The organism is Niveispirillum cyanobacteriorum, from assembly GCF_002868735.1.
Lineage (GTDB): Bacteria > Pseudomonadota > Alphaproteobacteria > Azospirillales > Azospirillaceae > Niveispirillum > Niveispirillum cyanobacteriorum.
In genome coordinates this window covers 2,964,530-2,978,661 of sequence record NZ_CP025611.1, presented here as the reverse complement: position 1 = coordinate 2,978,661, position 14,132 = coordinate 2,964,530, and the positions used below count along the sequence as shown (strand labels likewise).

At 63.0% G+C, this 14,132-nt stretch carries 13 protein-coding genes; 9 read left to right on the top strand and 4 right to left on the bottom strand.

The window, feature by feature from the left end:
• The first annotated feature begins 1 nt into the window (after window position 1).
• The 9 genes from C0V82_RS13835 to C0V82_RS13795 all read left to right on the top strand — a co-directional run bounded on the left by C0V82_RS13835 (window position 2) and on the right by C0V82_RS13795 (window position 8,569).
• A complete protein-coding gene (locus tag C0V82_RS13835; protein WP_102112798.1) occupies window positions 2–961 on the top strand; it encodes a polysaccharide deacetylase family protein in 960 nt (319 codons plus the stop codon).
• On the top strand, window positions 961–1,884 hold the full coding sequence (locus C0V82_RS13830; RefSeq protein WP_102112797.1) for a polysaccharide deacetylase family protein: 924 nt from the start codon (window positions 961–963) through the stop codon (window positions 1,882–1,884). The genes C0V82_RS13835 and C0V82_RS13830 overlap by 1 nt, the downstream gene beginning before the upstream one ends.
• Before the next feature lie 88 nt (window positions 1,885–1,972).
• Window positions 1,973–2,767: a GntR family transcriptional regulator gene (locus tag C0V82_RS13825; RefSeq protein WP_199772419.1), complete on the top strand. Its 795-nt coding sequence runs from the start codon at window positions 1,973–1,975 to the stop codon at window positions 2,765–2,767.
• A 30-nt stretch (window positions 2,768–2,797) separates the two neighbouring features.
• Entirely contained in the window at window positions 2,798–3,580 is a 783-nt protein-coding gene (locus tag C0V82_RS13820) for an enoyl-CoA hydratase-related protein (RefSeq protein ID WP_102112796.1), read from the top strand.
• 170 nt (window positions 3,581–3,750) lie between these two features.
• Window positions 3,751–4,566 carry an HpcH/HpaI aldolase/citrate lyase family protein gene (locus C0V82_RS13815; RefSeq protein WP_102112795.1) on the top strand — a complete coding sequence of 272 codons (816 nt, stop codon included), beginning with the start codon at window positions 3,751–3,753 and terminating at the stop codon, window positions 4,564–4,566.
• 11 nt (window positions 4,567–4,577) lie between these two features.
• Window positions 4,578–5,099 carry a MaoC family dehydratase gene (locus C0V82_RS13810; RefSeq protein WP_102113430.1) on the top strand — a complete coding sequence of 174 codons (522 nt, stop codon included), beginning with the start codon at window positions 4,578–4,580 and terminating at the stop codon, window positions 5,097–5,099.
• Window positions 5,100–5,121: 22 nt separating this feature from the next.
• Entirely contained in the window at window positions 5,122–6,318 is a 1,197-nt protein-coding gene (locus C0V82_RS13805; protein ID WP_102112794.1) for an acyl-CoA dehydrogenase family protein, read from the top strand.
• 11 nt (window positions 6,319–6,329) lie between these two features.
• Window positions 6,330–7,460, top strand: a complete 1,131-nt coding sequence (locus C0V82_RS13800) for a CaiB/BaiF CoA transferase family protein (protein ID WP_102112793.1) — start codon at window positions 6,330–6,332, stop codon at window positions 7,458–7,460.
• Window positions 7,457–8,569: a CaiB/BaiF CoA transferase family protein gene (locus C0V82_RS13795; RefSeq protein WP_102112792.1), complete on the top strand. Its 1,113-nt coding sequence runs from the start codon at window positions 7,457–7,459 to the stop codon at window positions 8,567–8,569. Before C0V82_RS13800 ends, C0V82_RS13795 begins: the two co-directional genes overlap by 4 nt.
• Before the next feature lie 32 nt (window positions 8,570–8,601).
• Here C0V82_RS13795 and C0V82_RS13790 read toward each other — a convergent pair whose 3' ends face one another.
• Genes C0V82_RS13790 through C0V82_RS13775 form a run of 4 tightly spaced genes read right to left on the bottom strand, consistent with a single transcriptional unit; the run spans window position 8,602 to window position 14,069 of the window.
• Window positions 8,602–9,909 (bottom strand): amidase, encoded by a 1,308-nt coding sequence (locus C0V82_RS13790; RefSeq protein ID WP_102112791.1) that lies wholly within the window; start codon window positions 9,907–9,909, stop codon window positions 8,602–8,604.
• The gene (locus C0V82_RS13785; RefSeq protein ID WP_102113429.1) at window positions 9,906–11,312 is read right to left on the bottom strand and encodes a phenylacetate--CoA ligase family protein; all 1,407 of its coding nucleotides are present in this window, start codon (window positions 11,310–11,312) and stop codon (window positions 9,906–9,908) included. Before C0V82_RS13785 ends, C0V82_RS13790 begins: the two co-directional genes overlap by 4 nt.
• A 19-nt stretch (window positions 11,313–11,331) precedes the next feature.
• Window positions 11,332–12,705: an MmgE/PrpD family protein gene (locus tag C0V82_RS13780; RefSeq protein ID WP_102112790.1), complete on the bottom strand. Its 1,374-nt coding sequence runs from the start codon at window positions 12,703–12,705 to the stop codon at window positions 11,332–11,334.
• Window positions 12,702–14,069, bottom strand: a complete 1,368-nt coding sequence (locus C0V82_RS13775) for an MmgE/PrpD family protein (protein ID WP_102112789.1) — start codon at window positions 14,067–14,069, stop codon at window positions 12,702–12,704. Before C0V82_RS13775 ends, C0V82_RS13780 begins: the two co-directional genes overlap by 4 nt.
• Between the last annotated feature and the right edge of the window lie 63 nt (window positions 14,070–14,132).

The following is a 14,132-nucleotide window of genomic DNA, read 5'->3' as shown; positions in this document are numbered from 1 at the left end:
CATGCACCGCGATCCCAACCTTTATGATTTCTGGCCCTATCGTGACAGGCCCAAGATCACTTGGCCCGGCAACAAGAAGGTCGCCTTCTGGGTGGCACCCAATATCGAATTTTATGAGCTGGACCCGCCGACCAATCCGTCGCGCAAGCCCTGGGGCCGGCCACATCCCGATATCGTGCCCTATTCGGCGCGCGACTGGGGCAACCGGGTCGGGCATTGGCGGTTGATGGAGGTGATGGACGAATTCAAGGTGCGCGGCAGCATCAGCCTGTCCGTCGCCATGCTGGACCATCACCCCGAAATCATCCGCGCCTGTGTGGAGCGGGAGTGGGAGTTCTTCAGCCACGGCATCTATAACACCCGCTATTCCTACAACATGACGGAGGCGCAGGAACGCGCCGTGCTGGAAGACAGCATCAAGTCCGTCATGGATGCCACAGGGCAGCGTATCCGGGGCTATCTGGCCCCGGCACTGACCCATACCGAACGCACACTCGACCTTTTGGCCGAATATGGGTTCTGGTACAGCTGCGACCTGTTTCAGGATGATCAGCCGCAGCCCCTGAAGGTGAAGGGCGATAACCGGTTGATTTCCATGCCTTACAGCCTGGAGGTCAATGACGTCATCACCTATGGCGTCTATAATCAGAGCCCACGCGCCTATGCCGACGCCCTGATGCGGCATTTCGATCAGCTGCTGGAGGAAGGGGCGGAGACAGGCACAGTTATGTGCATCCCACTGCACGCCTACCTGGTGGGCCACCCCCATCGCATCGGGCCGTTCAGGGAGGCGCTGCGCTACATCACCAGCCATCGTGACGATGTCTGGGTGACCACGGCCAAGGAAATCGCCGAATTCTATCTGGCCCATCATTATGACCAGACGCTGACCGATATTGCCCGGCGCGGCAATGCAAGGCCCGGCACCGGCTTCAACCCCATCCCGCAGGAGGGCGTGTGATGAGCGGTTTGCCTGACAGCTATTTCACCTATGCGAGGCGGCAGGCGGGGCCGGATCATGGCCATTACCCCGCCTCCCCCATCCGGGAGCGTGCGCCGGTGGTCCTGCCCGGCGGCGCATCACTGGCCCTGTGGGTGGTGGTCCCGCTGGAGTTCTTTCCCCTGAACCCGTCCGGACAGCCCTTCAAGGCACCCGGCGCCATGCAAACTCCCTACCCTGACCTGCGCCATTACACCACCCGCGATTATGGCAACCGCGTCGGGGCCTATCGCTTGCTGAAGCTATTCGCCAGGTTGGGCCTGCGCGCCACCTTTGCGGTGCAGGGGGCCGTGGCCGAACGATATCCTGGCCTGATCCGCGATGTGTTATTTGATGGCCATGATATCTGTGCCCATGGCTGGGATACGGACAGTCTGCACCATTCCACGTTGGCAGAAGCGGTGGAGAACAGCTACATCACCCGCACCCTGGACGCGATAGAGGCGGCGAGCGGCCAGCGGGTAACAGGCTGGCTTAGCCCGGCCCGCGCCGAGGGCTTTGCCACACCGGCACGGCTGGCGGCCCAGGGCATCCGCTGGTTCGCGGATTGGGCTCATGATGAGTTGCCGACCCGGTTCCAGACCAGCGCGGGGGAACTGATCTCCATGCCCTTGTCCAACGAACTGGATGATTGGCAAATTCTGATCACTTACACACGACCGGAACATGAATGGCTGGCACAGGTGACGGATGCTGCGGACTGGCTGGCGGCAGAGGCAGTACGATTGAACAGTCCCCGAGTCCTGACCTTGACGGTACGCCCTTATGTCAGCGGCCTTCCCTACCGCATCAAAGCGCTGGGTAACAGCCTGCAAACCGTGCTGAACCGGCCCGGTACCAGCGTATTGAGCCCCGATGACCTGTTGCGGGCGGTCTCTGTATAGGGTGTGTTAACGGCATCCTTGTGCGCAACGGCGAAGACCCTGATAAAGCGGTGTCAGTTCCCACCTTGTTCAACCCGGATGGAGTTACATGGACCAGCCGATGATCCCCGCAGGCCTGAGCCCTGAGCAGCTGGACCATGGCGCCCCCACCCCGCTGTATCACCAGATTTATCTGGTGCTGCGGGAGAAGATCCGCAGCGGGGAATTCCCGGCCAATTCAGTCATGCCGGGAGAACAGGAACTGTCGAAACTGTTCGACGTGTCGCGCATCACCGTGAAGCGCGCCCTGAATGAACTGGCCGCCCATGATCTGGTCAGCCGGCATCGCGGACGCGGTACCGTTGTCACACCGTCCGCGACCTTGCCCCAGGTCCATGGCAGCTTCGACAACCTGATCGATAGCTTGAAGACATTGGGCCTGGAAACACAGGTGCAGGTGCTGGAACTGTCCGACCTGCCGGCCCCGGCCCCCGTCGCCAACCTTCTGGACCTTGAACCAGAGACGGAGGTGCAACGGGGCGTGCGGCTGCGCATGCTTTCGGGGGAGCCGTTCAGCTATCTGATCCAGTATATGCCCGCCGATATCGCGGCACGCATCAGCCGGGCCGATATGGAAACAGTGCCCATGCTGGTCCTGCTGGAGCGAGCGGGCGTCACCCCCTATGAAGCCGAACAGTGGATCACCGCCGTCGCGGCCGAACCGCATATTGCCGCCGCCCTGGAACTGAACACGGGTGCCCCACTGCTGCGCGTGGAACGCGTGATGCGGGATAAGGCCGGACGCGCCGTGCAACTGATCTATGCCCATTACCGCCCCGACCGGTTCAAGTACCACATGCGGTCCAACCGCAAGGGCGGCAGCAACTGGCGGACGGAAGGCTGACGCCAACCCCGCCCAGCGGAAACGGAAACCATGTCCGATAAAGTCATCCTGCGCCGTGATGAAAACGGCGTCGGTCGCCTGATCCTGAACCAGCCGGCCAAGCGCAACGCCCTGTCACAGGAGATGTGGCAGTTGGTGCCCGTGCGTCTGGTCGAAGCGGCGGTCGACCCCGCGATACGGGTGCTGGTGGTCCAGGGGGCGGGCGGCACTTTCGCCGCCGGGGCCGACATCTCGGAGTTTGAGGCCGCCTATGCCACGCGCGACAGTACGGCCATCTATGCCGGGGATATCGCGCGGGCCATGGATGGGCTGGCCGATTTCATCAAGCCGACCATCGCCCTGATCCAGGGGGCCTGCGTCGGCGGTGGGCTGGGTCTGGCCCTGGCCTGCGACCTCCGTTTTGCGGCATCGGATGCGCGCATGGGGATCACGCCGGGCAAGCTGGGCCTTGTCTATCCGCTGGGCGACACCAAACGGCTGGTGCAGGCGGTGGGTCCCAGCCATGCCAAGGACCTGCTCTATACCGGTCGTCTGCTGGATGCGGGCGAAGCCCTGACCATGGGGCTGGTCAACCGGGTGGCGGCACCCGACGCGGTGGAAGCCGCCGCCCTTGACCATGCCGCCCAGATTACGGCCGCCAGCCAATATTCGGCGCGCGCCACCAAGCGCATGATCAACCGTGTGCTGGCCGGACAGGTGACGGACAGCCCGGAAACCGTTGCAGAATTCCTGGACGCCATCGAGGGCGAGGATTTCATCGAAGGCCGCACCGCGTTTCGTGACAAGCGCAAGCCGCACTTCACCTTCGGCTGAGGCACGCAAACCAACCGACCGTCCATGCCGCGCGGGTGACCAATGCGTCATCCGCGTTTGATCCTGCGCGCGTCCACCACGCCACCTGCCTGCGCGTTCTCCAACAATCCGCCTTGACGGCAACAGCATTTACCCTAATATGTCCGGACAAATAGAATTCGAGGTTCGCGATGGCGGAACGCTCTTTGTTGTTCGTGCCCGGTTCCCGTCCGGATCGGTTTGGCAAGGCGCTGGCCGCCGGTGCCGATATCACCTGCATTGATCTGGAAGATTCGGTGGCCCCGGCGGGCAAGGCGGAGGCGCGGGCCGCGGCCCTTTCCTTCATCGCCGAACAGGGGGCACCGGCCGGGCTGTGGCTGCGCATCAATCCGGTGCGCAGTGCCGTGGGCTTGGCCGACCTGTTGGCCGTGCTGGACAGCCCAGCACCGCCTCAAACCCTGATGCTGCCGAAACTGTCGGAACCGTCCGATCTGGCGTTCCTGGCAGAGGTGCTGGGCGACCGGCCCCTGTCGCTGGTTCCGTTGATTGAAACGGCGGCGGGCCTGCGTCAGGCGGCTTCCATTGCCCGCAGCCCGCGCGTGACGGCGATGCTGTTCGGGGCCGTGGATTTCTGTGCCGAACTGGGCTGCGCGCTGGAGTGGGAACCGTTGCTGCATGCCCGTTCCAGCCTCGTCGCGGCGGCGGCGGAAGGTGGGATAGGCCTGTTTGATGTGCCGTCGATTGATGTTGCAGACACTGACGGTCTGCGCGCGTCAACGGCGCGGGCCAAGGCCCTGGGCTTCACGGGCCGGGCCTGTATCCACCCGTCGCAAGTCGCTGTGGTGAATGAGGTTTTTACACCGACAGCAGCAGAGATCGCGCGCGCATCCCGCGTGCTGGAGGCCTTTGAACAGGCGGGCGGCGGGGTCGCCCTGCTGGATGGAAAGCTGATTGAGATGCCCGTGGTGCGGGCGGCCCGGCGTGTGCTGGCCGCTGCCGGACAATGAAGGAACAGACCATGGTACAGAACTGGAAAGAAGTCGGCCCCAACCGCTACCGCGAGACGTTTGGGCGCTATTTTGAGGATTTCAATGTCGGTGATGTCTACGAACATCGCCCCGGCAAGACCGTGACCGAATATGACAATCACCTGTTCACGCTGCTGACGTTGAACACGCATCCGATGCATTTCGACACGGAATTCGCCAAGGCCAGCGAGTTTAAGCAGAACCTGGTGGTCAGCCCCTATACGCTCGCCCTGCTGATCGGCATGAGCGTGACGGATGTCAGCCAGAAGGCCATCGCCAATCTGGGCATGGACGAGGTGAAGTTCAGCGCCCCGGTTTTCCACGGCGACACGATCTACGGCGAAAGCGAAGTGCTGGCCAAGCGTGCATCAGAGAAGAGGCCCAACCAGGGCATCGTGACCATCCGCACCATCGGCAAGAACCAGAACGGCATCACCGTCTGTTCGTTCAAGCGCAACATGCTGATCCCCTTCCGCGGCCATGCCGTGGAAGACCGGGTCGAGAATTACTGATCGAACGCGGGAGCCAACGGAGATGACCACGCCCCACCCTGGCATGCACCCGGATGATGAAGCCGCCATCCTGGACAGTATCGAACGCTGGCTGGCCCGTGAGGTCCGCCCCGTGGCGGACAAGCTGGAGCATGACGATATCTACCCGACCCAGCTGGTCGAGCAGATGAAGGAACTGGGCCTGTTCGGCGCCACGATCAGCCCCGACTATGGCGGGCTGGGGCTGCCGGCCAGGACCTATACCCGGATCGTCAGCCTGATTGCCGAAACCTGGATGTCGCTGACCGGCATCTTCAACAGCCATATCATGATGGCCACCGTGGTGGAGAAGTTCGGGACCGAAGCGCAGAAGCAATACTGGCTGCCGAAGTTCTGTTCCGGCGAAATCCGGGGCGGGCTGGGCCTGACGGAGGCCGATGCCGGCACCGACCTGCAGGCCATCCGCACCCGCGCTACCCGCACCGACCGCGGCACCTATATCGTCAATGGCACCAAGACCTGGATCTCCAACGGGATCGAAGGCGGGGCTGTTGCCCTGCTGGTCAAGACCGACCCCGAGGCGCAACCGCGCCACAAGGGCATGACCATGCTGATCGCGCCCAAGGTCGATCCCGACACGGGCAAGCGCCATGACGGGTTCCGCACCGGCAAGAAGCTGGAGAAGATGGGCTATAAGGGCATCGACAGTGCCGAGCTGATCTTTGAGGATTATGAGCTGGATGCCGAACGCCATCTGGTGGGCGGGGTTGAGGGCAAGGGCTTCCACATGGCCGTGGGCGGCCTGGAACTGGGCCGCATCAACATCGCCGCCCGCGCTGTTGGCATTGCCCGGCGCGCCCTGAAGGAAAGCGTGGCCTATGCTCAGACCCGCAAGACCTTCGGCAAGCCTATCGGCGAGCATCAGGCCATCCAGTTGAAGCTGGGCGAAATGGCGACCAAGGTGCGGGCTGCCGAGCTGCTGGTCCAGGATGCCGCCGCCGCCTATGACCGGGGCGAGCGCTGTGACATGGAAGCCGGGATGGCGAAATATTTCGCCTCCGAAACGGGCGTGGAAGTGACGCTGGAAGCCATGCGTATTTTCGGCGGTTACGGCTACTCCAAGGAATACCCGATTGAGCGGCTGTATCGTGATGCCCCCCTGATGTGTATCGGTGAGGGCACCAACGAAATGCAGCGCATCATCATCGCCAAGCAGATGATCGCGCGTAACCCGGTGTGAGGGAGCCTTCAATGCATCGCCCCCTCTCCGGCATCCGCGTTATCGCGGTCGAACAATATGGCGCCGGACCCTATGGCAGCATGCTGCTGGCAGATATGGGCGCCACCGTGATCAAGGTGGAGAACGCTGCCACGGGCGGCGACGTGTCCCGCGCTACGGGTCCGCATTTCCTTGGTGAACAAGACAGTCAGTTCTTCCAGACCTTCTCCAAAGGGAAGCAGTCGGCCAGTATTGACCTGAAGTCACCCGAGGGACGGGTGGCTTTCAACCAACTGCTGGCAGGGGCCGATGCCCTGATCAACAATCTGCGCGGGGATCAGCCGGCTAAGCTGGGCCTCACCTATGACGCGGTGAAGGACATCAATCCGCGTCTGGTCTGTGCGCATCTGTCGGCCTATGGGCGAGGCAACAGCCGGGAGACATGGCCCGGTTACGATTACCTGATGCAGGCAGAGGCCGGCTTCATGGGCTTGTCGGGCGAACCCGACGCGCCGCCCACCCGTCTTGGCGTATCGATGGTGGATTTCATGACGGGTACGATGATGGCCTTCGGCACCGTCTCCACCATCCTGGGGGCCAGGGCGACGGGCATCGGCTGCGACGTTGATGTCGCCTTGTTCGACACAGCGGTTCACCAGCTCTCCTACCCCGCCACCTGGTACCTGAATGCCGGTGATCAGGTACAACGCCTGCCGCGCGGCGCGCATCCGTCCATCGCCCCCAGTCAATCCTTCAGGACCAAGGATGGCTGGGCCATGCTGATGTGTCAGACCCCGAAATTCTGGGAGGAATTCTGCCGCCGCGCGGGCCGGCCCGACCTTCTTGATCGCGTGGAGTTCAAGGACATTCCTGCCCGTCGCAGGAACAGGCAATTATTGTCGGAGACGCTGGACGACCTTCTATCCACCAGGACCACGGCGGAATGGCTGTCGATCCTTGGCGGACATGTGCCCTTTGCCCCCATCACCAGCCTGGATCAGGCCCTGGACAACCCGTTTGTAGCAGAGATCGGGATGGTGGAGGAAGTAGACCATCCCGATGCACCGGATGGCCGGTTACGCCTGCTCTCCTCCCCTATCCGTATCAATGGCGAACGGCCAAGGGGGCGGCGCGCGCCCAAACTGGGGGAGAGGACGGAATGAAGCTGAAAGGGATTAAGGTTCTGGACCTGTCGGCCTTTCTTCCAGGTCCGCACATGACCATGATGATGGCGGACCACGGGGCTGACGTCATCATGGTTGAACCCGCCAATGGGACGGGTGAGCCAACGCGGGAGATCGGACAGAAAACAGCGGACGGCGTCACCGTCTGGTTCCGCAACATCGCGCGGGGCAAGCGTTCGGTGGCGCTGAGCCTGAAAGACCCCGCCGACCACGCGCTGTTCATGGAACTGGCGGCAGAGGCTGATGTGGTGGTGGAGGCGTTCCGCCCCGGCGTCGTTAAGCGCCTGGGCGTGGATTACGATGCGGTGCGGGCGGTCAATCCCAGTGTGGTCTACTGCTCCATCTCCGCTTTTGGGCAGACGGGTACATACGCGCAAAAGCCGGCGCATGACATGACGGTGCAGGCGCTGGCCGGGCTGGTCGATCTGAACCGCGGCCTGACGGATGATAAGCCGGCCAGTCCCCATATGCCCGTGGCGGACATGGCGGCCAGCCTGATGGCCCTATCCGGTGTGCTGATGGCCCTGCTGCGTCGGACGCAGACGGGAAAGGGCGATTACATCGACCTTTCGATGTTTGATGCCGCGCTGGCCTGGACACCCAATGTTACTGGCCCGGTCTTTGCCGAGGATCGCCATCCACCGGTGAAGGACATGCGCAGCTTCGGCGGCTCGGCCATGTATCATATCTATGAAACCGCAGACGCACGCTTCCTGGTGCTGGGCGGGTCGGAAATCAAATTTGCCGAAAACCTGCTGACGGCCCTGGGCCGCCCGGACCTGCTGTCCTACGCCAAATTGCCCCCCGGGCCAGCGCAGGAACCGCTGCGTGTCTTTTTCAAACAGGCCTTCGCGATGCGCAGCCTTTCTGACTGGCAGGAATTCCTGCACGGCGTTGATTGCTGCTGGGCGCCCGTTCGCAGCCTGAAGGATGCCTTCGATGATCGTTTCGTTATCGAACGAGATATGGTGCTGACCGACCAGGACGGCTGCCGCCATATCGGTCAACCAATTCGATTTCAAAATGAACCCGGAAATCCGGTCTTTGACTTGCCGATATTTGGCGATAAATCCGCCCGTTGGCGGTGAAATCGGGGGCCGGACAATCTCCGGCTCCCCGTTCATTCCAGGGCTGCCGCAACGGCCAGAACCGTTCCCGCATCACGCCCCATGACCTGTACTGACAGCGGCAGCCCATCCGGGGACAGGCCCGACGGCACCGCCAGAGCTGGACAACCGATGAAATCTGCCAGCGCTGTGAAATCCGCCTGGTTGGCGGGCGCTGGCTGACCAAAGGCGAACGCTGTTTGCGGCGTTGTTGGCAATAGAACCGCATCCACCTGCGCCAGCCATGCAAGTCCAGCCTGCCGGATCTCGTCCAGACCTTGATAGGCCGCCGCCACCTTTGTGGCAGGCTGATTTTCGGCCCAACGCAACAGGGACAGGAACGCCGTCGAAAACCCTTCGTCGCCCTGTGCCAGCCGTGCCGCATGGGCGTTCAAACCCTCCACCTCCGACACCAGCAGCCCCAGGCGTCGGGCCTGACCCGGCTGGTAACCGGCCAGATCTGCCTTGGAACTGACCATCCCGGCGGACAGAAGCCGTGATGCCGCTGCATCGCACGCAGCCCAGATGAAATCAGGTGCCTCAACCCGCGACCGCCAGTCAGGCACGCAGAGGCGCAGGCCTGACAAGCTGCCGGGGGATGTCATGACACGGGCGCCGGCATGGGCCGCAACCAGGGCGCAGTCCGCGACTGTACGCGCATGCACGCCGACGTGATCAAGGCTGGTCGACAGCGGAATGACACCGTCGATGCTGATGGCCCCACGCGCCGGCTTATAGCCGACCAGCCCGCAATAGGCGCTGGGGATGCGTACCGATCCCATCGTGTCCGACCCCAAGGCCGCCACCGCCATGCCGGCCGCGACACAGGCCGCTGAACCGCCACTGGACCCACCCGCGGTGAAGCCGGGGCGAAGTGGGTTCTCTGTACGTCCGAACCAGGGATTGTCCGTGGTGGCGCCCAGCGCCCCCTCATGCATATTAACAACGCCCAGGATGACGGCACCCCCAGCACGAAGCCGCGCCACGCAATCAGCATCCCGATCCGCCACCTGGTCGCGATAGGCCCCGATACCAGCGTGCCAAAACGCACCGGCGACCGCGATATTGGCCTTCACGGCAATGGGCACGCCATCCATATCGGAGAGGGGCTTGCCCGCTGCCCAGCGGTCGGCGGACGCCGATGCGTCGGCCAGCGCGCGGTCCCCTAGGACTTGGGTGAAGGCACGGATATGGCCATCCAGGGTCGCGATGCGATCCAGATAATGACGCGTTACCGCCAAAGGATCGGCAGCGCCATTGCGGAACAGCGGAGCCAGCGCGGCGGCCCCTGCGGTCAGGGGGGTGGGGCTGTCCGTCATCATTGCTTGAACCGTTCGTCGATCAAGCGGATGGGCTTCTGACGGACGTCGATCTGGGTCAGCGGGGCGGTAGCCCGGTGGTCAACCAGTTCCACCGCCACTTCGATCCCGATCTTCTGTTTCAGGACAGCGCGACAACGTTCTGCCACTGCTTGACGCTCATCACCAGCAGCGCTGGTTTCGGCTATGACCCGAAACTCATCCCGGCCCGCCGCATCGCGCACAGCCTTGCATATAAACTCGCCCATGATGCCGGGCACACCATCCAGCATTGGCCCCACGGCCTGCGGGAAGATGTTGATGCCGCGGATTTTCACCATGTTGTCGGATCGGCCCATAAAGCCTTCAATCCGCTTGTAAATGACACCGATGGACGAAGCGTCGGTGCGCACCTGCGTCACGTCATGGGTGTTGAAGCGAATGATGGGATGGATATCGTCCTTGTACAGGCAGGTGACGATCATATCGCCCAGAGCGCCATCAGATACGGGCTTGCCGCTGTCAATGTCGCAGACCTCCAGGTACTGCGCATCCTCCATCACATAGAGGCCATCACGATCCGGCCCCTCGCCCGCGATACAGCCCGTGTCGCCGACACCGTACCAGTCAAAGCACTTTGCACCGCCCCAGGCGCGGGACAGGCTTTCCTTGTCCTCTCGGCCCAGATGACCAGAGACCATGCGAATATTCAGGTCGCGGGCGGGGTCCAGCCCTTGCTCGCGCGCCACCTCTGCCAGCTTCTTGATGTAATCGGCGAAGCCGACAATGACTGTCGCTCCAAACTCTTTCATCAGCTGGATCTGCTGAATCGACCGGGTTTCGATGCCCGTACCTGCCGACATGAAGATGGCGGATGTCCAATGGACCACGCTTTCGCGGACATAATGGCCGCCATTGATCATGCCATGACCATATACGGAATGAACCACATCATCGGGACGCAGTCCCTGAAACCGGTAGAGACGTCCCAGCAGCAGGTTCTGCGCTTCCCGTCCTTTGGCACCGAACAGCAGGACCTGCGGCTTGCCTGTCGTGCCGCTGGTGGTGTGGAAAATGACAGGCGGGCGGTCACCATCGGGATATGAGGTGAAACCCGAAAAATCGCCGAAGGGCGGCGCGATATCCAGACTGGCCATGATATCGGACTTATCGAAGCTGGGCAGGCGAGGCAGATCCTCGATGGAGCGGATATCCCCCTTGTCGATGCCTGCCCCACCCCACAGCCGCTGATAGAACGGCGTGGCCCAGGCGCGGGCGACACAGCGCAAAAACAGGCGGTTCTGATGGGCCGTCAGTTCATCCCGGCTGGTCTTCGTGGCAAATCGCACGAAATCATCGCCGACCGGATGGTCTTTTTGCAGCGCGTCCCAGTCCACGGCGTTGAAATAGGTCCTGTGCCCGTCCATGGGTTCTGTCTCCTGTGGTCTATCCGGCAAGGCCGGCGGCACGGCGCAGCAGCGCGGCCATGTCTTGCTGTTCATGCAAATCATCAATGGCCTTGATCAACGGGTCGGCCAGGGGGGACGACCCGGCAAAGTCCAGGCAAGCACGGAACTTTCGCAGATGCTGTTCACGGCTGAGGGGGCTGCCAGGGCTGCCTAATTGGCTGTCGACACGCACCTGCACGAGACGGCCATCGGTCAACAAAGCCTCCGCCATAGCGGGGGTAAAGGCAGCGGGGTCAGGGTTGGCGTCGGCGACCACACGGATGCGCGCGCCCAGCGCATGCAGGCTGGGGTCGGTCAGCCGTCCTTCCGCGAAATCCGAGAGGCCGACCGTGCCGCGCGTCAGGACAACCGCCCCAAGCCAGGCAAAACACAGGCGTGCATAATTGGCTGTCATGGCCGCTGGATATTCAGGCAGCGGCCGTCCGACCAACCTGTGGATCAGCGGCGGGGCCGTGTAGGTCAGCCGGTCCAGATTGGCGGGCGTTACACCGTGATCACGCATCAGGGCCTGTGTCGCCACGATCGCGCCGTGCGCTGCACGGCCCGTAGGGAACGGCTTGTGGCTGACCTCTGCAATTCGCCAGTCCCGTCCCAGACGCGCCAGCAGCGGCTGTAGATCCGACGCCGTCTCAAACAAGGTCAGATAGCCGAAGGGCCCGTCGATGCTGCCATCCGTACCCGGAAGGCCGGCGACGGCAAGGTCAAGGGCCATCAGGCTGGCCTGGGCCGCATGTGCGATCTGAAGCGGCAGACCGGGCTTGCCCTCCACATGGGCCTGCATCGTGCCGGATGCAAAGGCCAGGGCATGACCAAAGGCGCTGATAGCCACGGGAGGTTCCAGCCGGCGCAGACGGGATAGGGCTGCAACGCAGCCGAAAATACCCGCCGTCGCGGGGCGAAAGAATTTCAGCGGCGTCTTGGCGGCAAGGCCCAGGGTCGCAGCGATATCCACGCCTGCGACCAGCGCCGCCCCGAAATCGGTCCCCTTGACCTGCCCTGGCAACCGCGCCGTATCGGCCATCAGGGCCGACAGAATAGTGGCCAGCGGATGCACCACAGCACCTTCATGCACACAATCAAATTCCTGGGCATGGATTTGATAGGCGTTGATGAAGGCTGCCTGCGGTCCGCTGACCGTCATGGCACGTCCCAGGATCGGCGCAGGGCCGTTACCGGCCCAGCCGCGCGCAGCCGCCGCGACAGTATCAGCAAAAGCCGCTTGAGCGCCCGCAATACCGACGCCAAGCGTATCCAGAAGGAACGTTCGGGCCGCCACCTGCGCCGCATCCGGCAACGCGTCCCATTCTACCGACAGCGCGTGGCGTACCAGGATTTCAGAGGCTGTATTCATTGCACGCCCTCCCCTATCCGCACGGGCCAGGAAAGCCGTACCGGCCCATCATCGGCGAGTGAAAGGCATTCTTCGGTCAATCGGTCGACCTCATTCACCGACATGCCGGCCGCCCGCATCAGGGTATTGGCCTTGGCAGCCACGCGGTCGTCCGGTAGCGGGTTCTCCGGATCGCCCAGGGCGTCGTCCTGCTCCTGCACCAGTAAGGTACCATCGGACAGGGTCACGGCCAGCCGCGCACCGAAGCGGGCTGCATAACGGCTTTCATAAGGTTCCCCCACCGCCACCTTTACCTTCGTCCGAAGCGCTGCGGTGTCAGGATCGGCAATGGCGGCCGGTTCGAACGCGGATAAGGGCGGTGGCCCCCCCAGCAGGGTAACGGCAACAGAATGCTGCAACGAGAATTTCGCCTCTATCACGGTGCCCGGCACGGGCCGGTCACAGAAGCGCAGGGCGTCGCCATAGGTCTGGATGCCGATGGATGACACCTGCCCCGGCAGCAGTCGCGTCTGTCCCAGCCGGTCCAGAAGCGCCAGGGCGGCATCAATCACAGGATGGGCATGTCGGCACGCGGGCCAGGGCTTCAGGCTGATATCGCTCAGGCACCAGCCGTCCCTTGTGGCACCGGAAAGGATCAAGGACGGATCGGCATTACCGGCGGTAGCGGCGAACAGCCCCTCCTTGCCATCCAGGATGCCGCCGGGCCCGCGCAGGCTACCAGCAGCCATCACGGCGGCCAGCCAGCCATCGCCTGCCGCCATGGCATTATGCACCTGCTTGGCGTGGGAACGCGGATCATTGCGCGTCTCCCACAGCCCACCCGTCCGGGTCACAGCCAGTGCAACAGCGTGACCTGTGGCGTCGCGATCCATACCCAAGATGGAGGCGACGGCAACAGCCGCCCCGATGGTGCCGCAGCTGGCGGTGCTGTGCCAGTACCGGTAATGCGCGTCGCCCAATGCGCGGCCGAGGCGCACCATCGCCTCATACCCGCGGACGATGCCAGTCAGCAGCGCCTCTGCATCCGCACCGTTGGCCTGTGCCGCGGCCAAGGCGGCGGGGATCACAACAGGACCGGGATGCAAACGCGCCCGTTTATCCACATCGTCCATTTCATAGATGTTGCCAAGGGCACCCATATAGCGGGCGGCGGCCTCTGGCCCCACACCATCCGCCCGCCCGATAACGGCACAGGGTCCCTGCGGTGCTGTCAACAGTATGTTGGACAACAGCCGCGACACCGGGGTCGTTGCACCGATAACCGCGCAGCCAGCCCAGTCCAAAAGATGTAAAGCTGCGCGCCGACGAAGCGTGGTCGGAACCGGGCGATGCAGATGATCGGCAAACTGTGCAATCAGTGACATGATGCCTCTATTTGTCCGGACATATTTTCTGTATCATGGTTCCAGCTTGGCTGGGAAGATCGG